The organism is Frankia nepalensis (assembly GCF_016786325.1).
In the GTDB taxonomy this organism is placed as follows: Bacteria; Actinomycetota; Actinomycetes; order Frankiales; family Frankiaceae; genus Pseudofrankia; species Pseudofrankia nepalensis.
The window spans coordinates 1-22970 of record NZ_JADWYU010000087.1 but is presented as its reverse complement, the minus strand read 5'-3'; the positions used below and the strand labels follow the sequence as shown (position 1 = coordinate 22970).

At 72.7% G+C, this 22970-nt stretch carries 18 protein-coding genes and 1 pseudogene; 7 read left to right on the top strand and 12 right to left on the bottom strand.

What is annotated here, in order from left to right; all coding sequences use genetic code 11:
* Nucleotides 1-89: 89 nt before the first annotated feature.
* From pcaDC to pcaH, 4 genes are read right to left on the bottom strand one after another with little or no spacing between them, the layout of a single operon-like run.
* Nucleotides 90-1277, bottom strand: a complete 1188-nt coding sequence (gene pcaDC / locus I6A81_RS05520) for a bifunctional 3-oxoadipate enol-lactonase/4-carboxymuconolactone decarboxylase PcaDC (protein ID WP_202999711.1) — start codon at nucleotides 1275-1277, stop codon at nucleotides 90-92.
* Nucleotides 1274-2500, bottom strand: a complete 1227-nt coding sequence (locus tag I6A81_RS05515; protein ID WP_202999708.1) for a lyase family protein — start codon at nucleotides 2498-2500, stop codon at nucleotides 1274-1276. Before I6A81_RS05515 ends, pcaDC begins: the two co-directional genes overlap by 4 nt.
* Before the next feature lie 9 nt (nucleotides 2501-2509).
* Nucleotides 2510-3058 carry a protocatechuate 3,4-dioxygenase subunit alpha gene (pcaG, locus tag I6A81_RS05510; protein ID WP_238428224.1) on the bottom strand — a complete coding sequence of 183 codons (549 nt, stop codon included), beginning with the start codon at nucleotides 3056-3058 and terminating at the stop codon, nucleotides 2510-2512.
* Nucleotides 3059-3060: 2 nt separating this feature from the next.
* The gene (gene pcaH / locus I6A81_RS05505; protein WP_202999703.1) at nucleotides 3061-3840 is read right to left on the bottom strand and encodes a protocatechuate 3,4-dioxygenase subunit beta; all 780 of its coding nucleotides are present in this window, start codon (nucleotides 3838-3840) and stop codon (nucleotides 3061-3063) included.
* 70 nt (nucleotides 3841-3910) lie between these two features.
* Between pcaH and I6A81_RS05500 the strand changes: the two genes are divergently transcribed.
* On the top strand, nucleotides 3911-4669 hold the full coding sequence (locus I6A81_RS05500) for an IclR family transcriptional regulator (RefSeq protein WP_202999701.1): 759 nt from the start codon (nucleotides 3911-3913) through the stop codon (nucleotides 4667-4669).
* 338 nt (nucleotides 4670-5007) lie between these two features.
* Here the strand turns inward: I6A81_RS05500 and I6A81_RS05495 are convergent, their stop codons facing one another.
* Complete coding sequence (locus tag I6A81_RS05495; protein ID WP_238428213.1) at nucleotides 5008-5592, bottom strand: hypothetical protein; 585 nt, start codon at nucleotides 5590-5592, stop codon at nucleotides 5008-5010.
* A 483-nt stretch (nucleotides 5593-6075) separates the two neighbouring features.
* Between I6A81_RS05495 and I6A81_RS05490 the strand changes: the two genes are divergently transcribed.
* The 4 genes from I6A81_RS05490 to hrpB all read left to right on the top strand — a co-directional run bounded on the left by I6A81_RS05490 (nucleotide 6076) and on the right by hrpB (nucleotide 11261).
* Nucleotides 6076-6567 (top strand): DUF2975 domain-containing protein, encoded by a 492-nt coding sequence (locus I6A81_RS05490; RefSeq protein ID WP_202999699.1) that lies wholly within the window; start codon nucleotides 6076-6078, stop codon nucleotides 6565-6567.
* Nucleotides 6567-6788, top strand: coding sequence for a helix-turn-helix domain-containing protein (locus I6A81_RS05485; protein ID WP_202999697.1), 222 nt, complete (start codon nucleotides 6567-6569; stop codon nucleotides 6786-6788). The genes I6A81_RS05490 and I6A81_RS05485 overlap by 1 nt, the downstream gene beginning before the upstream one ends.
* Nucleotides 6789-7335: 547 nt before the next feature.
* Nucleotides 7336-7938 carry a hypothetical protein gene (locus tag I6A81_RS05480; RefSeq protein ID WP_202999696.1) on the top strand — a complete coding sequence of 201 codons (603 nt, stop codon included), beginning with the start codon at nucleotides 7336-7338 and terminating at the stop codon, nucleotides 7936-7938.
* A 668-nt stretch (nucleotides 7939-8606) separates the two neighbouring features.
* Nucleotides 8607-11261 carry an ATP-dependent helicase HrpB gene (gene hrpB, locus I6A81_RS05475; protein WP_202999695.1) on the top strand — a complete coding sequence of 885 codons (2655 nt, stop codon included), beginning with the start codon at nucleotides 8607-8609 and terminating at the stop codon, nucleotides 11259-11261.
* An 85-nt stretch (nucleotides 11262-11346) separates the two neighbouring features.
* Here hrpB and I6A81_RS46080 read toward each other — a convergent pair.
* Both I6A81_RS46080 and I6A81_RS05465 read right to left on the bottom strand, forming a co-directional pair.
* Nucleotides 11347-11526 (bottom strand): annotated as a pseudogene (locus I6A81_RS46080) (SAM-dependent methyltransferase); the annotation flags it as partial.
* A gap of 231 nt (nucleotides 11527-11757) precedes the next feature.
* Nucleotides 11758-12597: an SDR family NAD(P)-dependent oxidoreductase gene (locus tag I6A81_RS05465; RefSeq protein WP_238428212.1), complete on the bottom strand. Its 840-nt coding sequence runs from the start codon at nucleotides 12595-12597 to the stop codon at nucleotides 11758-11760.
* A 61-nt stretch (nucleotides 12598-12658) separates the two neighbouring features.
* Between I6A81_RS05465 and I6A81_RS05460 the strand changes: the two genes are divergently transcribed.
* Together I6A81_RS05460 and I6A81_RS05455 are read left to right on the top strand one after the other, a co-directional pair.
* Nucleotides 12659-13576, top strand: a complete 918-nt coding sequence (locus I6A81_RS05460; protein WP_202999694.1) for a LysR family transcriptional regulator — start codon at nucleotides 12659-12661, stop codon at nucleotides 13574-13576.
* A gap of 368 nt (nucleotides 13577-13944) precedes the next feature.
* Complete coding sequence (locus I6A81_RS05455) at nucleotides 13945-14418, top strand: hypothetical protein (protein ID WP_202999693.1); 474 nt, start codon at nucleotides 13945-13947, stop codon at nucleotides 14416-14418.
* A gap of 42 nt (nucleotides 14419-14460) precedes the next feature.
* On the opposite strand, the gene I6A81_RS05450 is transcribed toward I6A81_RS05455, so the two are convergent.
* From I6A81_RS05450 to I6A81_RS05430, 5 genes are all read right to left on the bottom strand, one after another.
* A complete protein-coding gene (locus I6A81_RS05450) occupies nucleotides 14461-17181 on the bottom strand; it encodes an eCIS core domain-containing protein (RefSeq protein WP_202999692.1) in 2721 nt (906 codons plus the stop codon).
* Entirely contained in the window at nucleotides 17162-19384 is a 2223-nt protein-coding gene (locus tag I6A81_RS45440; protein ID WP_202999691.1) for an AAA family ATPase, read from the bottom strand. The genes I6A81_RS05450 and I6A81_RS45440 overlap by 20 nt, the downstream gene beginning before the upstream one ends.
* Complete coding sequence (locus tag I6A81_RS05440; protein ID WP_202999690.1) at nucleotides 19381-20304, bottom strand: AfsR/SARP family transcriptional regulator; 924 nt, start codon at nucleotides 20302-20304, stop codon at nucleotides 19381-19383. Before I6A81_RS05440 ends, I6A81_RS45440 begins: the two co-directional genes overlap by 4 nt.
* Nucleotides 20305-20502: 198 nt before the next feature.
* Entirely contained in the window at nucleotides 20503-20724 is a 222-nt protein-coding gene (locus tag I6A81_RS05435) for a hypothetical protein (RefSeq protein WP_202999688.1), read from the bottom strand.
* On the bottom strand, nucleotides 20717-22970 hold a 2254-nt coding region (locus tag I6A81_RS05430), incomplete at its 5' end, for a tail fiber domain-containing protein (protein ID WP_203010114.1). The genes I6A81_RS05430 and I6A81_RS05435, both read right to left, overlap by 8 nt.

Here is a 22970-nt window from a genome sequence, read left to right as displayed (position 1 = left end):
GACGCGTGGGGCGGGCTTGCTGGCGGCGCCCCCGGGGTCGTACGTGGCCTAGCCCTGCGGTTCGAAGGGCACGCCGCGCCGTGCGCGGCTCACGGCGCGGTCTCGTCGGCCAGGACCTGCTGGGCGATGCGGAAGGCGGTGTTCGCGTCGGGCACGCCGCAGTAGATCGCGCTCTGCAGGATGACCTCCTTGATCTCGTCACGGGTGAGGCCGTTGCGCAGCGCGGCTCGCAGATGCATGGCGAGTTCCTCGTGGTGCCCGCGGGCGATGAGCGCCGTCAGGGTGATCATGGAGCGGCCGCGGCGGTCGAGGCCTGGGCGGGTCCAGATGGTGCCCCAGGCGTAGCGGGTGATGAGTTCCTGGAAGTCGGCGGTGAAGCTGGTGGTCGCCGCGGTCGCGCGGTCGACGTGGGCGTCCCCGAGCACGGCACGGCGCACGGCCATGCCCGCCGAGTGGACGTCCTGGAGGGTCGGGGAGGAGACGGGCAGGTTCTCGGACAGGTGGCCGCGCACGAGGTCCGCGACCGGCCGGGGCGCCTCGACGGGCGCGAGGTGCGCGACGTCGTCGAGCACGGCCAGCCGCCCGTGCCGCACCTCGGAGGTGATCTGTTCGAGGCAGGTGGGTGGTGTCACGGCGTCGTGGGCTCCGGCGATCGCGAGCAGCGGGGCGTCGATGGCGGCGAGCCGGTCGCGGACGTCGAAGTCGGCGAGCGCCTCGCAGGCCTGCGCGTACCCCTCCGGGTCGACCTCCACGAGCGCCCGCAGCAACTCGGCGGCGACGATCGGCTCACGGTCCTGGAAGCCCGGGGCGAACCATCTCCGGGCCGAGGCGGTGACTACCGCCGCGCAGCCGGACGCGCGAACGGTCGCGGCTCGTTCCCGCCACGCGGGCGGCTCGCCGATCGTCGCGCCCGTGCACAGCAGCGCCGCGCGGCCTACCTGCTCCGGGGCGTCGAGCAGCAGGCGCAGGCCGACGGCGCCGCCGAGGGAGACGCCGGCGTACGCGAACGCCGTCTGGCGGTCACCGCGGCCCGCGGCGACGTTCCGCGTGTAGTCGAGGACCCCTGCCGCCAGTTCGGCGATCGTGAAGGGAGTGCCGACGGGTGCGCCGCCGTGGCCGGGCAGGTCCCAGCCGACGACGTGGAAGATGTCCCCGAGCAGGCCGGCCACCGTGGACCACAGGGCCGTCGACGAGGTGCCCAGCGACGGGCCGACGACGAGAAGTGGCTGGTGGGGGCGGCCGGCGAGTTCGACGCCCGTGATCTGCGGGATGGTCACCGTGTGGCCTCCAGGTAGGCGTTCGCGCGTGCGAGCACGGTCGCCAGCGCGCCGTCCGCGAGACCGAGGTACGGGTCGTCGGCCGGCTCGCCGCCGGCGAAGGCGGCCATCGCGCGGCGCTCGGCCGTCAGGTCGCGCCACGCCGCCGCGGCGGTGGCGCCCATCCGGAGGTCCTCGACGCGCAGGCCGCGCAGCAGCTCGCTGGTGTGGTGGGCCGCGACGGCGGCGCGGCGGGCGAGGTCGCGAAGCGTCGGCCATTCGGTGTGCCAGGCACCGTCCGGTCGCTCGTCGCCGGCCAGCGCCGCCGCGAGGTGCAGCGTCGAGGCGAGCGCCGGCGCGGTCAGGGCGGCGCGGCGGATCAGCACCGACAGCACCGGGTTGCGCTTGTGCGGCATGGTCGACGAGCCGCCGCGCCCGTCGGCGGCCGGCTCGGCGAGCTCGCCGATCTCCGGGCGGGACAGGGTCGCGACGTCGGTGGCGATGCGTCCCCAGGCGTCCGTGCAGGCCACCAGCGCGTCCCCGATCGCGGTGAACGTCCCGCGGGTCGTGTGCCATGCGGGCACGGGACGCAGCCCGAGGGTGGACGTGGCATCCGCGACGACACCGGACACGGTCCCGGCGGGGTCGGCGGCGCCGCGCAGCCTGGCCAGCTCGACGGCGGCCGACAGCGTCCCGGCCGCGCCCCCGAACTGCGCCGGCAGCGCCAGCCGTCCCAGGGCGTCGGCGGCGTCGAGGATCCCCGTCAGCCAGCCGGCGGCCTTGAGCCCGAAGGTCGTGGGGACGGCATGCTGGGTGAGGGTTCGCCCGGCGATCACCGTGCCTCGGTGGGCGTCGGCGAGCGCGACGAGCGAACCCACCTGGCCACGCAACTGCGCGAGCACACGCTTCACCGCGTCGCGCAGCAGCAAGACCAGGCTCGTGTCGATCACGTCCTGGCTGGTCAGGCCGCGGTGCACCCACGCGGCACCCGGTCCCCGCGCGCGGCCGCGCCACAGCGCCACGAGCGCGGGTACCGGATTGCCGGTGCCTTCAGCCGCTCGTGCCACGGCTGGCAGCTCGTCGGGGCTGACGAGCCCGGCGAGCTCCACCGTGGCGGGTGCGATGCCAGCCCGGGCGAGCGCGTCGAGCCAGGCCTGCTCGACCCGCGCCATCGCCGCCAGCCACGACGCCTCGGTGGCCAGGTCACCCGCGTGTTCGTCACCGGGCCAGAACAGATCGCTCATCGCGGCCGGTCACTGCCCCGGGTAGCGCAGGAAGACGGTCTCGTTCGCGCCTTGGAGGTGGATGTCGAACACGAAGCCCCGCTCGTCGCGCGACGCGAGCAGAGTCGCGCGGCGCCGCGGTGGCAACGCGGACAGCAACGGGTCGCCGGCCAGTGCCGCGTCGTCGTGGGGCAGGTAGGCGCGGGTGAACAGCCGGTTCGACAGGCCGCGGGCGAAGACGGTCACGGCGAAGAACGCCGGTCTTCCGGGCTTGCCTGCTCCGGGCACGAGGGTGCTGAACACGTACCGTCCATCCTGTCCGGTGCAGGCACGCCCGAAGCCGGTGAACGACCAGCCGTCGCGGCGCAGTGAGCCGACGTCTCGCGGGACGGACCCGTCGGGACGGGTCTGCCAGATCTCCACGAGCGCGTCGCGCACCGCGACGCCCGCGCCGTCGAGTACCTGTCCCCGCAGGAGCACCGATCCCGGGCTGCCGGGCGGCACGAGAACGCAGTCACCGTCGTAGGCGAGGCCGTAGTGGAAGAACGGCCCGACCGTCTGGCCCGGGGTCGCGGTCAGCGTCACACGAGCTCCCCCGCCTCGACATAGGTCGGCTGGCCGCCGGTGAGCACGATGTCCCACCTGTAGCCGAGGGCCCACTCGTGGCTCGTCAGGCCGTGGTCGTAGGTCGCGACCAGCCGGTCGCGGGCCCGCCGGTCAGTGATCGACTGGTAGATCGGGTCGAACGCGAACAACGGATCTCCGGGAAAGTACATCTGCGTGACAAGACGCTGCGTGAAGGCGGCGCCGAACACGGAGAAGTGGATGTGCGCCGGCCGCCAGGCGTTGCAGTGGTTACGCCAGGGATAGGGACCAGGTTTGATCGTCTGGAACCGGTACCAGCCGTCGCCGTCGGTCAGGCATCGACCCGCGCCGGTGAAGTGCGGGTCGAGCGGAGCCGGATGCTGGTCACGCCGGTGCACGTACCGGCCCGCCGCGTTGGCCTGCCAGATCTCCACCAGCTGCCCACGGACGGGCCGGCCGTCGCCGTCCACCACCCGACCGGTCACGACGACGCGCTCGCCGACCGGTTCACCGGCGTGACCGACCGTCAGGTCGGCCTCCAGCGGGTCGACGTCGCGGGCGCCGAAACACGGAGCCCACCGCTCGATCGCCTCGGGGTCGACGTCACACGGGTCCCTGGTGGGGTGGCGCAGCAGGCTGCCGCGATACGGCGGGTAGTCCAGGCGCGGCTGGGTCTCCTCGACACCCGCGCGGCGGTAGTCAGACTCGATGGCCGCCATCTCGGAGCTGATCACGGACTGTGGCTCCAGCTCGCGGGCCCGCGCGCGACTGCTCATGGCACGCACCGTAGGACCGGCCGGCGCCCGGCGAAACATGGTGTATCCACTCAGTGGAAGACTCGACAGCATGGCCGGGCGAACCGGAACTCCGGGCGCGACACTCACCGGACGGATCATGGCGATCCTCGGGGCGTTCGACGACCAGCACACCCGGCTGGGCCTGTCGGATCTCGCGCGACGCGCGGACCTGCCGATACCCACCGTCCACCGCCTGGCCGGAGAACTTCTCCGCCACGGCGCACTCGCGCGCACCGACCGTGGCTACGTCATCGGCCGGCGCATGTGGGAGATCGGACTGCTCGCGCCGATCCAGTCGACCCTGCGGGAGACGGCCGCGCCCTTCCTGTACGACATCCACGCCGCGACCCGCGCCACGGTCCACCTGGCCGTCCGCGACGACCACCAGGTGCTGTACCTGGAACGGATCGCGGGCAGGACGTCCGTCCCGGTGGTCAGCGCGGTCGGCCTGACCTTGCCGATGCATGCGACCGGCGTCGGGAAGGCGCTGCTCGCGCACGCGCCCGAGGACATCCGCCGCCGGGTACTGGCCTCGCTGACGCGCGTCACGCCATACACGATCACGCAACCCGGGCGGCTCAACGAGCAACTGGAGCAGATCCGGCGCGCCGGCTACGCGACGACGGTCGAGGAGATGTCGCTCGGGGCCTGCTCCGTCGCCGTGCCGATCCACGGCGGCGGCCAGGTCGTGGCGGCGATCGGCGTCGTCGTCGCCTCCCTCAGGCGCGACCGCGCCAGGCTCACCGCCGCGCTGCAGGTCGCGGCGCAGGGGATCTCACGCCAACTGGGGGCGGCGCCGCCGCCCTAGCCGGGCCGCGCCCGACCTGGGCCTGGGATGCGATGAAGGAGCGGGGCCTCCGCTCCTTCAGGCATGACCTGCGGAAACGTGGCTTGATCAGGCCTTTGCCAGGTGGCGGCTGATGACCAGGCGCTGGATCTGGGTGGTGCCTTCGAAGTTGGGGCCGAGCAGCCTCGCGATGCCACGTCGAGCGAATCTTGATTTTTGAACCGCCTGGCCCGAGTGCGGCCGGCGTCAACACGGCCATGATCGGGTGGAACCCGGCGCCGTCATCGCCCACGGCCGTACCGGCGTGTCGTGTGATGCGTCGCCGAATGCCTCGTGGGCGATCATGGCGAGCGGGCGCTCTAGGCGGTGTAGGCGTATACCTGCAGGTGGAACATGTAGCCGGCGGCGGCGTGGCCCCAGCCTGGGTTTCCGGGGCAGACGCCGTTCGGGTCATAGCCGTCGAAGTAGAGCGAGCTGCACTTGTAGCAGAACCGCCAGTCGGTCTGGAAGCCGCTCGGAACCGGGTTGCGGTCGTGAAGGAGAAGGTACTGGGGCCCGGTCGCCAGGTGGGTGGAGCCGCCGCGGCCGGCGCACACGCCGGGGAAGTCGTGGTAGTAGAGGACGCTGCAGTACCGGCATATCTGCCAGTCGCTCTGCTGGTATGCCGTCTCGCCGGCATGGTGGTCGGTGCTGTTGGTGAAGGGCACTCCGAAGGTCCAGCCCTGGACCGCGTGCGAGAAGCCCGCGGGGCATCGGTTCTGGACCGGCGAAGGGTACCGGACCAGGCCGTGGCACCTGTTGCAGAAGCGCCAGTCGGTGTGCCACAGCCCCGACGCCGCGGCGGGTGTGGCGAGCATGGCGGCGGCGGTGAGGGTCGTCAAGCCCAGTCCGGCTGCCAGGATGCCCCGCCGTGAGATGAGGGCGGACGGTTCGTTCATGGTCATCGTGTGTCACCTTCGAGTTCGTGCGCGCTCAGGCATGCCTGTGGTGACCGCATCGTGCGCGGCGCGGCCGCCGCCACGTATCCGTGCTGACACTGAACCCGGGCCGCCCGCCCGGTCAGGATGGCGACAGCACAGCGCGTCTCCCGGGCTGCCGCCCTTCCGACTGGCGGGTCTACCTGGTCGAGAGACTTCGTGTCTGGTGGGACTTGATCTGCGCGACGTCGCGGGCAGGTCAAGGTCACACAGGTGCGGTGACGGGGCGAAGGATCTTGGTGCTGGGTACGCGGGCCCGAACCCACAACCTGCTTCGTGAACGCGACATCCTCACCTCTCTCGACCTCGACTGGGACACGATCATCGACCTCAGGGTCCGCGGCGGCGTCCCGCCATGGCGCGAAACGGCCGCCTATCCTCCGTCCCAGCCTTTGCTCCACCTATCGAAATTCGATAGATTCCCATCGTGAATCGATGGAAGGATGGGCCATGGGAAGGCTGACGGTGGGTGCGCTGCGCGCCGTGCTCGTGGTGGTGCTCGCCGGCACCGTGTTCGTGCAGGCAGGGATGGTGTGGGCGTTGGCCAGCGGGAGCGACCCGGAGGACGGGTCGCTCCCGCTGGCCCCGCTGCGCGTGATCACGATCCTGGGCATGGTGTCGGTCCAGGTCGCCCTGCTCTGCGTATGGCGGCTGGTGACGATGGCGCGACGCGGAACCGTGTTCTCCCACGCCGCCTTCCGGTACGTGGACGTCGTGATCGGCGCGATCGTGGCGGCTGCCCTCGTGTGGTTCGCGGTCACGGTCCTCAACGCGCCGGGCCAGCGGGCCGACCCGGGCGTGACCGTCATCATGGGCGGGGTCGGGGTGGCCATCCTGGGGGTCGCGCTCCTCGTGCTCGTGCTGCGGATGCTGCTCGCCCAGGCCGTCGCGCGCGACGTCGAAGCGTCGCAGCTGCAGGCCGAGCTGGACGAGGTGATCTGATGCCGATCGCCGTCGACATCGACGTGATGCTGGCCAGGCGGAAGATGTCGGTCGGCGAGCTCGCGGACCGCGTAGGGATCACTCCCGCCAACCTGGCGGTACTCAAGAACGGCCGCGCCAAGGCGGTGCGCTTCGCGACCCTCGCCGCGCTCTGCGAGGCGCTCGACTGCCAGCCGGGCGACCTGCTGCGCTGGGAGCCCGAGGACGCCGCGGGCGGATGACATGTCCCAGGGCAGGCGTGAAAACGCCTGGCACCACCGACCCGTGAGGGTGTGAGCCGCATGGACGTGGATCGCCGATCACCCGCGGCACGGTCCCGACCCCGTTGGGTAGATTCCGGTCGTCCTGCACCGCACCGTCCTGATCTCCAACAACAAGACGGATGATCTGCCGTTTGAGCGGATGTCAGCTGACCTTGAGGGCGTCTCCGCGATGGCGGCAGGCTCTTCGAGTTCACTCAGGCAGTCGCCAATGGCGGCAAATATCTCTGGACAGTAGGGGAGGGTGGCGGTCTGAATATTGTTCGCGACCTGCCGGGAATCCACCACACGATGGCCAGCGGTGGATCACCAGTTATCGGGGCTGGACAGATCACATTTGCAAGTGGCGGCCGAGTCGCGTCCTTCGACAACTTCACCGGCCACTACACGCCGCCATGCGCACAGTGTGCCGCCTCGTTCATCAAGCAGGGAGTCGATGCTTTCGGCAGGTCTGGCATCAGAATCCCGTTGGCGGCAACTAGAGACTTTGGCGGGAGGGCCCCCGTAAATGGGAATCGATTCAGATCTCCGTGAAATCTGGAGTGTTCCTGTCGAGCAGATCGCGGGTTGGGTGGCCCGACGCTGGCCGGATGGCGCCTCGCCGCAGTGGTGGCTGGCGGTATTTGAGTCCTTGGAGGTCCGCGTCATGCCTTTCCGCGGCGCGACTTCGAACCGGCGCGCAGATGACTTCAAAGTCGCCGCGGAAGTCATCGATCTGGCCGTCAGGATTGAGGGTGTTCGGGCCGCTGTCGGGGCTTATTGGATGCTCCGAATCGCATCCATCGCGCGGCGGTTCGATCCGCCGATCTTCGACCTTCCGGAGATCCTTCTGCCGGATGGAGCCGCTAAATGGGCGCTGGGGAAATTTCCTATTACGCGTGAACAGGCAATCGCGGAATCGGAGATTCGGAAGGTCCGGTATGATAATACTGATGAGAGTTTCTATGCTCCTATAGGCGGTGAGGTGAATCTGCCGAGCGAGGTAGAGTTCTCGGCGCTGCAAGACGTTGAACTGATCATGTGGGCTCTCTCTTGGATCTCTTCATATGTTGAAGATGAAGAGGTTGATCGCGAGATTCATGCTTGGCTGGAACTCCGGTATTGGCGGTAGTGGCCAGGTGACTTCGTAATAAGGGTCCTTGAAGGGTGCGAATATGCGATCTGGCTGGTCAAATGCTTGATCAGGTGGCTCGTTGATATTCGTGGAGGAGGCGGTCGATGCGTCTGCCCGGGCCGCTCGGATCGGCGGCTGCGGCAGGCCGATCGGGGGCGTAGAGTTCGGGGCCGAGGAACAGGTCTGCCTCGCTGGTGATTGCCGTTGGCGTCAGGTGGGTGCGGCTTCCCGGTGGTGGATCACTCCGGCGATCGTTGATCATTTCTGGTGGCCGCGGGGGCAGCCACACGTTCGGATCAGACTGCCAACGTCGCGGCGCCATCGTCCTGATCGCCGCTCTCGTCTGGCCCCTGACGGAGCCGAAATGGAACAGAACGCCCGCGAACAGCCCCCCTCCCGGAGTAATCGGGCCCGCTGGCGGGGCGAGGGGGATGCGGCCGGGGTGGCCACCGCCGGCCCACTGGGTCGCATGGGCCACCAGGAGGAGGTCACGGACGCGGTGCTGTTCCTCGCGTCCCGGCGAGCAGCTTCATCACCGGCGCCAACCTCTACGTCGACGATGGCCTCAACCAATCGGAGTGTCGAACTGGCGCACCGTCAGCAGAGGGGCATTCGGCGGAACGCCACGTCGCCCTCGGCCGCGTCGATCCGAGGAGACTGGGCGCATGTTGCCCGACCTGACGGTCGCCGGGGCGGACCTGCCTGTCCGGGCCGCCCTGCCAGCGCTCGTCGCCGCGCTGACCGCCCACGGCCAGCACGGGTCGGGCTTCGCCGGCGGGGCCGCGGTGCTGGTGGCTCCGCCTGGCACAGGCAAGACAACGCTCGTCCCGCTCGCGCTCGCCGACCACGTCCCCGGCCGGGTACTGGTCGTCGAGCCGCGGCGGATCGCCGTCCGCGCCGCGGCACGGCGGATGGCCAGCCTCGCTGGCGGTGCCGGGGCTCGCGTGGATGCCGCGGGTCGCCGTGGTGTGGGCGGCGGCGAGGTGGGTGGCGCGGTCGGCTACACGATCCGCGGCGAGCGCATGGTCGGGCCGTCCACCAGGGTCGAGGTGGTCACACCGGGAGTGCTCGTCCGGCGGCTGCAACGCGACCCCGAGCTGCCCGGTACCAACGCGGTCCTCCTCGACGAGTGCCATGAGCGCCACCTCGACGCCGACCTGGCGCTCGCGTTCCTGCTCGACGTCCGCGCGGCGCTGCGCCCCGACCTGCTCCTGCTCGCCGCCTCCGCGACAGCCGACACCCGGCGGCTGGCCGCGATGCTCGGCGCGCCTGGCCAGCCCGCGCCGGTCATCGGGACGGACGCCTCGATGTTCGGCGTCGAGGTGGTCTGGGCGCCCCCGCCCGGGGTGATCACCCCGGCGCACGGCCTGCGGGTCGACCCGAGGCTGCTCGACCACGTCGCCGCGACCGTCGGGCGCGCGCTGCGGGAGACGTCCGGGGATGTGCTGGTCTTCCTGCCCGGGGCCGGTGAGATCGCCGCCGTCGCCGGTCGGCTCGCCGGGCACCGGAACGCGGTCGACGTGCTCACCCTGCACGGCCGCCAGACCGGCGGGGCGCAGGACGCGGTGCTGCGCGCCGGCCCGCGTCGCCGGGTGGTGTTGGCGACCGCGGTCGCGGAGAGCAGCCTCACGGTGCCCGGCGTGCGGGTCGTCGTCGACGCCGGCCTTGCCCGCTCCCCGCGGATGGATCACGCCCGCGGGCTGGGCTCGCTGGTTACCGTGCGGGTGTCGCGGTCGTCCGCCGGGCAGCGCGCGGGCCGGGCCGGCCGGGAGGCGCCGGGCCGGGTGTACCGCTGCTGGTCGGCCGCCGAGCACGACCGGCTGCCCGCCCAGCCGGAACCGGAGGTCGCCGTCGCCGACCTCACCGCCTTCGCGCTGGAGCTGGCGGTCTGGGGCCATCCCGGCGGCGTGGGCCTGTCGCTGCTCAGCGACCCTCCCGCCGGCGCGATGGAAGCCGCCGGGGTTTCGCTGCGGGCCCTCGGCGCCGTCGACGAGACCGGCCGGGTCACCCCGCGAGGACGTTCGATCGCCCAGGTCGGGGCCCATCCGCGGCTCGCGCGGGCGCTACTTGACGGCACCCTGGCCGTCGGCGCCCGCCGCGCCGCGGAGGTCGTGGCGATGCTCTCTGGGGACGACCCCGCGGGCGGCCCCTCCGACGACCTCGTCGCCGGGTGGCGCCGCCTGCGGGGCGACACCGACCGGGCCGCGTCCGCCCGCTGGCGGGAGGAGGTCCGCCGGCTGCGCTCGGCCGCGCAAGCCGCACCCGCCCCGCCCGGGGAACCCGCCCGGCCCTCCGGGGCCGCCGGGCCCGCGGCGCGGGGAACGGGTGAGATGACCGACGATCTTGCGGCGGGCCTGGTGGTCGGCCTCGCCTTCCCCGAGCGGCTCGCGCGGGCCCGCGACCCCGGCGGCTCGAACTACCTGATGGCCGGCGGGACAGGTGCCGAGCTCGCCGCGGGCTCGGCGTTGACCGGGGCGGAATGGCTCGCCATCGCGGTCGCCGACCGCGGGTCCGGCCGGACGTCCGCCCGTGTGCGCCTGGCCGTCGCCCTCGACGCGGCCACCGCGCGGGAGGCGGGAGCGGCGCTGCTGCGCCTCGAGGACGAGGTCGCCTGGTCCGGTGGTGACATCGTCGCCCGCCGGCTCGAGCGCCTCGGCGCGATCATCCTCGCCGAACGCCCGACCAGGCCCGACCCGCCCAGGCTGCGGGCCGCCGTGCTCGACGGGCTGCGCGACGCCGGACTTCCCGTGCTGCGCTGGAACGCCGACGCGCTCGCCCTGCGGGACAGGCTCGCGTTCTGCCACCGGGTGCTCGGCGCCCCCTGGCCCGACGTCACCGACGCCGCACTGCTGGCCCGCGCCCCCGACTGGCTCGGGCCGGACCTCGACGGTGTGCGGCGCCGCGCCGACCTCGAGCGCGTCGACGCCGGCCGGGCGCTGCGCCGGCTGCTGCCCTGGCCACAGGCCGCCCGGCTGGACGAGCTGGCGCCCGAGCGGGTGACGGTGCCGAGCGGCTCCCGGGTGCGCCTCGACTACAGCGGCACCAGCGGCGCCGCCGGCCCCGTCCTGGCCGTGAAGATCGCCGAGGTGTTCGGCTGGGAGCGGGTACCCGGCGTCGCCGACGGCCGCGCCCCACTGGTGCTGCACCTGCTGTCACCGGCGGGGCGCCCGGTGGCGGTGACCAGCGACCTCGCGTCGTTCTGGCGGACGGGCTACCCGCGGGTCCGCTCGGAACTTCGCGGCCGTTACCCCCGCCACCCCTGGCCGGACGACCCGACCACAGCCCCGCCGACCCGCCGCGTCGCCCCCCGCAGCCGCTGACGCCGGCAGGGCCTCCGTTGTGACCGACGTGGTCACCTGGTCGGGCGTGGCGGCGGAATGTCGCTGGTGTCGGAGTCCGTACGTCCGCGACCCGGAAGTCCTCCACCGCGCCGCCCAGCCCGGCCTCGACGATCCGCCGCTGGTTGTCCGCCAGCTGCACCGGGGACAGGTCGGTGGCGGTGAGCCGGGCGCCGTGCCGCGCCAGGTACTGGGTGAAGATCCCGGGACCGGCGCCGATCTCCAGCACCCGCGGAGCGGACGTCAGATAGTCATCGAGAAACCGGCGGTGGATCTCGAAGGAAACCCGGCCGGCGACGTCCTTGCGCAGCCGCTCCCACTCCCGCCTGCGACAGGAGTCCGCGGGCGGCCTTCGAGCCGATGCCGGCGACCACGCCGGCCGCGCGGAAGGCGGACACCCTCGCAGCGGCCAGGCTCCGACATCGTGAATGGTGTCACCATTCGTCCGCCCACTTCGCGGGTCTCGTTCACCGGATCGTCAGGACGGCGGGTCGAACGCGGTGTCCCGGGCCGCCTTCTCCCACCCGTCGATGTCGGCGCGCACCGCGTCGAGATGGCTGAGCACGGCGTCGACCGCGTCGGCGCCGACGGGCAGCCGCAGCGGGACCCGGCCGGAGCCCAGCACTTCGACGACCAGCCGGGCCAGCTTCGCCGGGTCGCCCGGCTGGGCGCCGCCGCCACCCGTGACCATCGCCCGGGTGCCTCCGACGGTGCCGGCGTAGGTACCCAGCTCGGCGCTGAACGTCCGGCGGGCCGGGTCGAACAGGCCGGTGCGGAACGCCCCCGGCTCGACGATCAGCACGTCGACGCCGAACGGGCGGACCTCGTCGGCCAGCCCTTCCGACCAGCCCTCCAGGGCGAACTTCGTCGCGCTGTACGCCGAGAACCCGGCGAACGACATCTGGCCGCCCATGCTGCTGAGCTGGACGATCGCGCCGTGACGCTGCTCGCGCATCCGCGGCAGCACCGCCCGGGTAAGCGCCACCACGCCGAAGAAATGCAGCTCGAACAGGCTGCGCAGCTCGTCGTCGGTCGTTTCCTCCGCGGCGCCGACATGGGTGCGGCCGGCGTTGTTGACCAGCACGTCGACGTGGCCGTGCCGGGCGACGACGTCGTCCACGACCGACTGCGCGCGCGCCGTGGCGGTGACGTCGAACCCGACGACGTCGAGCCGGTCCGGGAACTGGGCCGCGAGCGCCTCCATCGTCTCGGGGCGGCGGACCGCGGCGACGACGACGTCGCCAGCGTCGATGGCCGCGTGGGTGAAGGCAAGTCCGAAGCCGCTGTTCGCGCCTGTGATGATCCATACCCTGTCCATGTCCCGAGCCTGCGGCCACGGGGCCGGATGCGTCCAAGACCGACTGTGATAGCCGTGAGTTATGGACATTCACGTCCGAGACCTTCGGTACTTCGTCGCGGTCGCGGAGGAGCTGCACTTCACCCGGGCCGCCGAGCAGTTGTTCGTGTCGCAGCCGGCGTTGAGCAAGCAGATCAGGCTGCTGGAACGGCAGCTCGGAGTTGCCCTGTTCGAGCGGGACCGGCGCGCCGTGCGGCTGTCCGACGCCGGGGCGGTGCTCCTGCCACACGCGCGACGCGTCCTCGCGGCCTGGAACGACGCCGACGGGGCGCTGGCGCGGCACCGCGCCGAGGTGGCATCGAGCCTGGTGGTGGGGATGAGCACCAGCCCCGGGCGTGGGCTGCTCCCGGCGCTGCGGTCGCGGTTCCGGTCCCGGCGGCCGACGGCGGACTTCGAGCTGCGGCAGGTCCAGTGGGACGACCCGACGGCCGGGCTCGCCGACCGCTCCTGCGACCTCGCCTTCCTCTGGCTGCCGCTGCCGTCGGCCCAGGACTTCACGTCCATGGTGATCGCTCAGGAGTCGTTGCTGGTGGCGATGCCGGCGGCACACCCCCTCGCCGCGCGCCCGGAGCTGCGCGTGGCCGATCTCGTCGACCAGCCGTTCCTCGCGCTCCCAGAAGAGGCGGGTGACATGCGGGACTTCTGGCTCCTCACCGCCCTGCGCCCGACGCCGCCCCGGATCGGCACCGTTGTGCGCAGCGCGGAGGAGACCTACGAGGCCCTGGTGGGAGGCAGTGGCATCGTCCTGGTCGCCGAGGGCAACGCGCCCCTGGTCGAGCGCGCCGGGGTCGTCACCCGGCCACTCGTCGACGGCCCGTACAGCCGGCTCGCGCTGGTCTGGCGGCGCGACGACCGGCGCGAGATCGTCACCGACTTCGTCGGCGCCTGCCAGGAGGTGATCGCGGCGGCAGGCGGGACGGGGCGGTCCGCGCCCGCCTGACTGGTTCACGCGGGCTGGGACTCCGGAGCCCGCTGGGAAGACCACACCGGCGGCTCCGATTCCGGCGGTCAGGCGTACTGGAGGTCAGCGAGGACGATCTGGCTGTCGTTCGCCGCGAAGCGGTAATGGGCGCGCCAGCCGCCCGACCCGCCGGGGCCCAGCGCACCAGCAGGTCCTGCCCGCCGTGCATCGGCGTCACCTCGGTGACCTAGAGGCGACCGCCGATCACCTCGCCTCACGGTCCCTGGCTGGTCGGCGAGCCGACCGGGTGTCGGTGAGGGTGGCGCGTCGCCACCCGCGTCGGTATCGACGCGGCCGCGTCGCCGAACTCGGCGGACGGCGGCGGGGCCGGCCCATAGGGTTCTGGCGTGGACGTCGTGCGCGCGGGTCTGCGCGGGGCCAGCGCGCTCGCGGTGATCGGTGTGGTGTTGGGGGGGACCGGGACGCTGGTCGGGGCGATGTTCCGCGATGACGTGCCCGGGCTGGCCTCGTTCGTCGGCGCGGCCTTCCGCCTGCTCCTCGTGCTCCTGCCGGCGGCTGTGCTGCTGCTGCTCGTCGACACGGACGAGGAGCGGGCGCGGCGGGAGGCGGGTGCCGGCCCGAGCCCTGGGCGGGAGGCCGCGGCCGCGCTGGTCACGGCGGCGGTGGGCGCGCCGGTCGCGGTCGTGCTGTGTGTCGCCGTGTCGTCGTTCGTCGGGCCGGCGGTTCGCCGGCTGCCCGCGGTCGCCTACAGCCAGGCGCTGCGTTCCGAGGTCGGCTGGGCCTGGGCGCTGCTCGCCATGGGGACCGCCCTCGTCACGGGCGCCGGTGTCGCGGTGGCGCTGTCCCTGCGGCGCCGGTAGGGCGGCGGCCAGCCGTCCCACCAGCGCCAGGCGCGCGGCGGGTCACTTCGAGTCGCGCAGGAGATTCTTCGAGCTTTCCGCGAGCGACCCCATGGCGTCGGCGCTGGAATCGAACATCTCGGCCAGCTCGCGGGTGTGGTTCCCTTCCCTGGCGATCGACCGGCGGATTCTGTCGATCTCCCGCACGACGAACTCCTCGACACTCGCCCGTCGCGTCGGGCGGGGCCGGGGGGCGAGCGTGTTTCTGGTCCGCGTGGACAGCGACGGCAGGGGGCCCTCGACCGGCCCGTACCGCTCGCGCTCCATCGCCACCCGGCTGGCCGTGTCGGGCACCATGTCGCCGGCTGGCGGCATGACGAGGAGGCTGGCGGGCGCGGCGTCGACGTCGTCGGGCGCGGTGCTGGGATCGCGGGGCGCGGTGATCAGGTCGTCGGATGTGGCGATGGTGTCGCCGAGCTCGGTGTCGTCGGGCTCGGCGTCGTCGTACCGTTCCACGTCGGCGAAGCCGATGAAGAAGAGTCCACGATCCGCCCGCTCGGCAGCCGGGCCCGTGCCGTGCCGCTGGGCTGACGGGGTGGACTGGGGCCCGCCCCGACTTGTCTCCTCGCTGGCTTCCACGCTGGTCTGCCTGACCGCCTTCGTGGATTTCTCGCCAGACTTCGGCCGAGCTTTGCCTGCCGTCTTTCCGCGCTTCTTCCCAGATCCCGGCCCAGCTGTGCCTGCCGTCTTTCCGTGCTTCTTCCGCTGCCCTGGCTGGGGCGGTTGCTGGACGGCGGCGCCGGGCTGCGTGGCGCTCGCCTTGGCGTCGGCGGTGGCGGGGTTGTCGAGAACGGGCGGCGGGGCACTGGCGGTGTTGTCGGGAACGGGCGGCGGGGGACCGGGGTCGTCTGTGGGCGGCGGGCCACCGGGGTTGTGCGCGGGCGGCGGGGGACCGGGGTCGTACGCGGGCGCGTCCTGCGCCCCCTGGCGGCCGCTGAGCATCACGCACAGGTCCGCGACCATCATCAGGATGGTGGCGAGCGCCCCCAGGGGATTCACGAGCAGCCCGACGACTCCCTTGAGGCTGGTGCCCGGCGGCCCGGGCAGCTTCGAGCGGGGCACGAGGGCGTTCGGCGCCAGGCCCGGCTCGCGCGTCTGCTGTTCGTTGACCTTGCCGATGATGTTGGCGCTGAGCAGCATCTGGACGTCCGGGTTGTGCTGCATGGTCTGGGTGCCCACCGTGTCGAGCTTGGCGTTCTTGTTTCCTTCCAGGCGCCCCTTGGTCACCCAGCTCGTGGAGTTCCCGACGATCTCCTTGGTCATGGCGTCGGGAATCTTCTCCGCCGCGAACTTCTCGCCCGCCTCGTGGGCGTTGAAGTTCGGCTGGTCCTTGACGGCCGCGTCGATCGAGGCACTCGCGTCCGCGAACGGCGTGAAGTACTTGTCCGCGCCCGCGACGAACGACGAGTTGTCCTGGGTGGCTCCCCCGAAGCCGGCCAGCAGGCCACCCATGCCGATCTTGAGGGCGTCGTCCAGCAGCTCACCGCGCGACTTGCGGTACTCCTTGTACGACTCGACATACAGGCCGACTTCTGGGGAGTCCAGGTAGACGGGGTCGTCGAGGCAGATGTACCGGATCCAGGCGAGTATGAGGGTCCACGAGTTCGCGACGAAGTCGATGCCGCCCTTCATCACGTTGAGCAGCAGGCTGATGGTCCCGAGCGCGGCCGCGACGGGGAGCGCGGCCTGCGCGCCCGGCGCGAAGCCGATGAGGGTGCACACGAGCGCCAGCCAGCTGATGTAGGACGCGAATCGCTTGTACAGGCTGCTGCCGATCGCCCGCAGGAAGAGCAGGACATGCCCGATGCCCGGCACGCCGTACCGCTTGACGGCATCCTCGGGAACGAGCTTGGCCTTGCCGTTCTCCTTCGTGCGGTTGCCGGCCAGCTTGAGCAGGTCCTTGAAGGGGTGCAGGTCGACCCGGTTCTCGTGGCTGACGCCCGTCTTCTTCGATTGCTTGAAGTACCACAGGTAGTGGAAGAGGTCGTAGAGCGGGCCGCCGGCGGTCTTGGCGAAGCTGATGCCGACGTTGAACAGCGCCGCCTTGGCCGCCCCGAGCTTGCGACCCTTGCGGCGTACCGGGGCCGGCCCCGGGTGAGCCACGTGGGCGAGCTCATGCGCGATCAGCGCGTCGCCGCCCGGGGTGCCCGGACGGTAGTCGGCGCGGTGGACGAAGACGTCCTGACCGACGGTGAAGGCACGGGCCGCCAGGGCGTCGCTCAGCGCGTCGACGTCCCGGCCCACGTGCAGCCGGACGCCGCCCAGGTCGGCGCCCACCGCCTGCTCGGTCCGCGCGAGCAGCGACGACGGGACGCGCATGCCGCCCGCGCGGGCCGCGAGGACCGCGGCCGAGGTGCCGCGGGAGAGCGCGCCACCGGCGTCGCCGACCTCCGGCGGCGCGAGCGGCATGGGCGCCGGGCCGCCGTCGGGGACCGTGACTCCGGCGACGGCGCGGGCGATGTCGTCGGCTGCCCGCTCGGCCGGGTCATGCGACGGGCCGACCCGCAGTCCGGCGCCGGCCATCGCGGGGGCCGCGGCGGGGGCGGCGGACGCGCGCGCGGAGGCGACCACGCGCTGGACGTGCCGGTTGCCGTGCGAACGCTGCATCCGCAGCAGTGCCGGCGCGCAGTGGGACCCGGCGCGTGCCGGCGGCGCGGCCGTGTCGGCGGTCCTGGCGGGTGCGCTGGTGGTGACCTGTTTCGGGTCAGCTGTCGTCGTGCGCATGCGCACCCCGCCCCTGGTCGTGCCGAGGCGCCACGGCCGCGAGATCGCCGGGCGAGATGATCTTTCCGAGCTTTTCGTACTCGCCGCGGGTGGCCCGCAGCAGGTGCGCCATCGTGATGACCCCGCCGTCCGCCGCCGCGAGAAACGCGCCGCCGAGCACGATGTTGCGGATGTGGCCGCCGGAGAGGTCGATCGCGCGGGCCAGCGCGGCCAGGTCGACGTCGGCGGCACGTGGGGCGGCCGCCGGCCAGATCCGCTCCCAGATGCGCAGCCGCTCCGCCTCGCCGGGCGCCGGGAACTCCAGCGTGGCGCGGAAGCGGCGCACGAACGCCTCGTCCATGTTCTTGCGCAGGTTCGTCGCGAGTACGACGAGGCCGGGGTGCGTCTCGATCCGCTGCAGCAGGTAGCTGGTCTCGATGTTGGCGTAGCGGTCGTGGGCGTCGCGCACCTGGGTACGCCGGCCGAACAGGGCGTCGGCCTCGTCGAAGAACAGGATCGCGTTGCTGTCCGCGGCCGCGTCGAACACCCGGGCGAGGTTCTTCTCCGTCTCGCCGATGTACTTGCTCACCGTTGTCGCGAGGTCGATCGCGTAGAGATCGACGCCGAGCGCGTTCGCCAGCACCGACGCCGCCATCGTCTTGCCGGTGCCCGGCGGCCCGGCGAACAGCACGGTCAGCCCGCCCGCGGGCGCGACGACGCGGCCGAAGTCCCACGTGTCGTGCACGAGGCCGCGATGGCGCACCTGGTCGGCGAGCTCGCGCAGCTGCCGCAGCCGCGCCGGCGGCAACACGAGGTCGTCCCAGCCGTAGGGGGTGACCACGTGGCGGGCCAGCCGCGTCAGCCCCCGCCCAGACCGCAGCCGGCACGCCTTCTCCAGGTCCGCCTGCCGCAGCTTCGGATCCCGGGGGTCACGCGTCACCGCGAGTATGCCCGCCGTGGCGACGGCGTCGCGGATCTGCCCGGGGGTGAAGCGGAACGCCGCCGCGAGCGCCGCGATGTCCGGCGGGTCCGAGTCGTCCAGGGGCAGCGCGAGCCCGCCGGGCGAGGCGGCGACGTCGCCCATGGGCGAAACGGCGTCGCGCGAGCGCGTAACGACGTTGTCCACGGGCGAAGTGGCATCCTCGGCGGACAGAGCGACCTCGCCGGAGGGCGGTCCGAGCAGGCCGCTCCAGATCCGATGCCGGGCGGCCGCGTCGGGGCGGTCGAGCGCGAGCCGCACGAACGGGCGGCCAGCGGGCTCCGGCCCGTCCCAGTCCCCGGCGCCGCCGAGAAACACCGGTCCTGGCACGTCGGCGAGCGTGTCGGCGAACGCGTCGAGCCGGTCGCCGGCTTCGAACGCGTCCGCGTCGCGCCAGTACGTCGCCGCGCCGCGCAGCCGGGCCTCGCGCGCCACGAGCCCGACGAGTTCGGCGCACCGCGCGTCGGTCTGGCGGGCCAGCGCGTCGCAGCGCACGACGAGCAGCGCTCGCCCGGTCGCGCGGCTGAACTCCGCCGCGATCGCGTGGCGCCCCGACCCCGCCGCCCCGGCGAGGTGCACGACGACGTCATGCCCGGTCCGGCTGAGAAGGGCCACGAGGTCGTCCGCCCGGCCGAGCTGGGATCGCGTGATCCCGTCGAGTGGGGAGTCCCTGCCGCCCGGAGAACGCACGATCACGCCCGCGAGACGGGAGTCCGGGTCGTCGTCGTCGAGCAGGTGCCGGGTGACGCGCTGGTCCAGCCGCAGCGCGCACTCGAGCATCGACGCCGGGCGAGGCTCGCCGCCCTCGTCGAGCCGCATGATGTCGTGCCGCCGCAGCGGCGCGCCCGGCGCCAGCCGTGCCCGTCCGGCGAGGCGAGCGGCGCCGTCGCCGCACCACAGCGTGAGCACGAGGTCGACGCTCGGCGCGCGGCGGGTGACGTCGTCGTGCAGGTACGCGTAGAGCCGCCCGAACCGGCGGTCGACCTCCGGCGCGAGGCAGGTGAGCACGACGTCGGTGTCGAACGGCGTGAGGCCGAACGACTCCACGAGCCCGGCGACCCGGTCGTGGTCGACGTCGGGCAGGTCCAGCTCGGGCGCGGCGAGCAGCCGGTCCACCTCGGCCTCGCTGATGTAGTACCCCGCGAGCGGGTCGTGCGCCGCTTCGGCGGAGGGGGAGGCGGCGGCACGCACCTGCCCGACCCGCTCGCGCAGGCGGTTGTCGACCCGGACGAGCCCGGTACTCACCGGACCCGCTGAACCGGCGGGTGCGTCGCCCGCGGCGCGCCACCCACCATGCCGTGCCCGACGGCGCGCAGCAAGGTGTCGAGCGTCGCCTGGATCTCCGCGAGCCGCTCGTGCACCGCCGCGATCTCGGCGGCGCCGGACTCGACCCGGCGCCGCTCGTCGGGACGCTCGTGCTGGTGCCGCGCGTGGTCGCTCTCGTCCTCCCGGATCCGCCGGTGCAGCAGGCTGGTCGGCGCCGACGGCGCGACGCCGTACTCCGCGGCGAGCGCCTCGACGCAGCGTCGGTACTGCCGTAACGCCGCGGCGCGGTCGCCGTGCCGGTGGTGCAGCCGCATGAGGAGGCGGTGCGTCGTCTCGCGCGCCGGTTCGAGGTCGAGGACCGCGCGCCCGTGCGCCAACGCCCGCGCGACGAGGCCCCGCGACGCGCAGTACCCGATGAGCTGGTCGCGTACCGACAGGTGGATCTCCTGTACGCGGGTCCGTTCGGGCAGGCACCACTCCTGGTGGAAGCCGGCGAGGAAGTCACCGCCGTACCCCGCGGCCGCGCCCTCGAGCCGCTCCGCCTGCCCGTCGCTCAGGTCCGCGCCGGCGACGTCGGCCGTCGCGGCGTGCGCCTCCTCCAGCATGACGAGATCGATCGACGCGAACGCCGCGACGTCCACCTGCAGCCGTCCGCCGCGGGACGCGTGCAGGACCGGCGTCCGCGGCAGGGCGCCGTTGAGCCGCCACAGCGCCTGGCGCAGCTGGCGGCGGGTGACCTCCGGCCGCTCGTCCGGCCACAGCACCGCGGCCACGGCCTCGCGGGCGAGCGGGTTACTCCGGCGGGCGATGAGCAGGCCGAGGAGCTCCAGCGCCTTCGCCGAAGAAACGCGCACGACGTCGCCGTCCTGAAGAATGGTGACGTCGCCGAGAAGCCTCACGTCCAGACCGGCCATCCCGCAGCAGCGCTCCCACGTTGTGCCGAGCTCGGACTGCCCGAGTCCGTGGAGATACCCACCGTGTCGCCCCCGTTCGGGAAAAATAGCCGGTTCCACCGGCCGTCGCGGGCGATTCGGCGAAAATGCCCGCAAGTTGCGAGAAGGGCGGCGCATAGTGGCTGTCGTCCGTTTCCCGGCTGTTCAGGCTGCCGGTTCGGTTACCGACGCCGGGGCCGGACGGATCGCGCCGGTCGTCGGGCCGTCGGGCGCGAGCAGCTCCTCGAGCACCTGGAGCGCGCCGCTGATGCGCAGCAGCATCTGCCCCAGCTCGGCGCGCCGCGCCTCCACCTCGGCGAGCATCTCCTGCCCCTGCCGCAGCTCGGCGGCGAGCTCCTCGCGGCGCTTCTCCATCTGCTCACGCACGGTCGTCCTCCTGTGGCATCTCCAGCGCTCCCACCCGGCGCTCCAACGTGGTGATCGTCCGTTGCTGTTCCTTGATGGCCTGCACGAGAACGGCGGTCAGCTTGCGGTAGTCGACACCGCGCACGCCGTCGGCGTCGGTGCCGACGAGCTCGGGCAGGACGGCCTCGACCTCCTGCGCGACGACACCCACCTCGCGCCGGCCGCGCAGCCCGGGGAGCAGAGCCTCGCGCACCTCGGCCCGCGCGGCGGCGTGTTCGGCCTCCGTCGCGCCCGGCCCGGCACCGGCCTGCTCCTCCGCCGGGCGGGTCTGGAAGCGCAGGCCCGCCTCGTTCCAGCGGAACGTGACGCCACGGAGCTTCGACACGGTCGCGACCGCGCCGTCGAACTCGCGCAGATCCTCCTTGAGCCGGCCGTCGGAGACGGTGTATTCACTGCCCCAGTGGAGGACGGCATTGCCCCCCTCCAGGTGGTTCGGGTTCCAGTTCCAGCGGCCGATCTGCCACCACCAGCGCTTTTCCGTCGGCCCGCGGCCGGGGTCGGGAGGCAGGTTCGATACCGGCTTGAACCACATCGTGCCGTGGCAGAAGATGTTGCCGTCCGGGTCGACCGTCAACCTGTTGGTGTTGCCCGATATCAGACTGATGCTGTGTTTCGACTCGGTGCCGACGACCATGCCGGTTGGCGCGCCGTAGCCGCCCGGGTGCGCGCCCGCGACGGTGATCATGTCGCCCGCGCGCACGACGAGGCGGGCCGAGTCCTTTCCGGTGATGTCGAGGACCCGGGACCAGAACTGGTTCACGGTCGGCGCGGTGGTGCCGATGCCGACGTTGCCGTCGCTGGTCACCGCGAGCCGGGTCGCGGAGTTCGTGACGAGGTTGACGGGGTGCGCGGACTCGGTGCCGACGAGCAGGCCCGCGGCGGACCCATAGGCGCCGTCGTGGCGCACCCCGAAGACGCCGAGCATGCCATAGTCCGTGGCACGTACGACGTACCGCGCGTTCCACCGGTTGTGGAGTTCGACGGCGCGGCCCCAGTGGTTGTTGCTCGGCGCCGGCGTGCCGATACAGACGTCGCCGGCGCTGGTCACCGTGAGCCTGGCCTGACTGGCGGTAACGATCGACGCCGCGTGCGCGGTCTCGGTGCCCGCGACCCAGCCGCCGGCGTCGTACCCGACCGGGATGGCGCCGACGAGGCCGATGATGTCCTTGGTGCGTACCACGAGGCGCGAGCTCTGGGAGTCGTACACGTCGAGGGTCCGCGTCCACGCCGCGTTCGTCGACGGCGTGGTGGTGCCGATGCCGACGTCGCCGGCGCTGGTCACCGTGAGCCGCCACGCGTGGCCGCTGTAGAGGCCGAGCTTGTTGGTCTCGAGCCCGCCGACGAGGCGGTCGTCGCCGATGTGCAGCCCACCTTCTTCGTTCGCGGACTTCAGCCGCCCGTTGACCATGACGTCGACGTTCGGGCCGCCCATACCGACGACGTGCAGCTTGGCCTTGGGCGTCGTCGTGCCGACGCCGAGTCGCCCGGCGCCCGTGTCGCCCTTCATGCCCCCGGTCACCGTGAGCCGGGCCAGTCCGTTGGTGATGATCGACGCCGCGTGGTCGGTCTCGGTGCCCGCGATCCAGCCGCCGGCGTCGTACCCGGCAGGGATGGCGCCGACGACGCTGGTGATGTCCTTGGTGCGTACCACGAGGCGTGAGCTTCCGGAGCCGTACACGTCGAGGCTCCGCGTCCACGCCGCGTTCGTCGACGGCGTGGTGGTGCCGATGCCGACGTCGCCGGCGCTGGTCACCGTGAGCCGGGCCTGGCCCCTGGTGACGATCGAGGCCGCGTGGTCGGTCTCGGTGCCCGCGGCCCAGCCGCCGGGCGCGCCGTACACGCCGGGGTGCGCGCCCACGACGCCGGTGATGCCCTTGGCGCGCACGATGAGGCGGGCCGCGTCCTTGCCGGCGACGTCGAGCGCGCGCGACCAGTCACCGTGCGCCGTCGGCTCGGCGGTGCCGACCCCGAGGTCGCCGAGCACCCCGACCGTGCCGCGGAACGGGCCGCGGGGGTCGAGACCCGCCCTGGGGGCGGGCGTCGCCGGGTCGACGACGACGTCGCCCCTGGCGCTCACCGAGATCCTGCCGAGCAGCACGCCGTCGGAGTCCCACTTGGCCGGCGTGTCGGCCGGGGCGACCGCGATCGCGCTGCCCGCGCGCGCCGCGCCGCCCGGGGGCGGGGGCCACCGGCGGGGGGGGGGTACG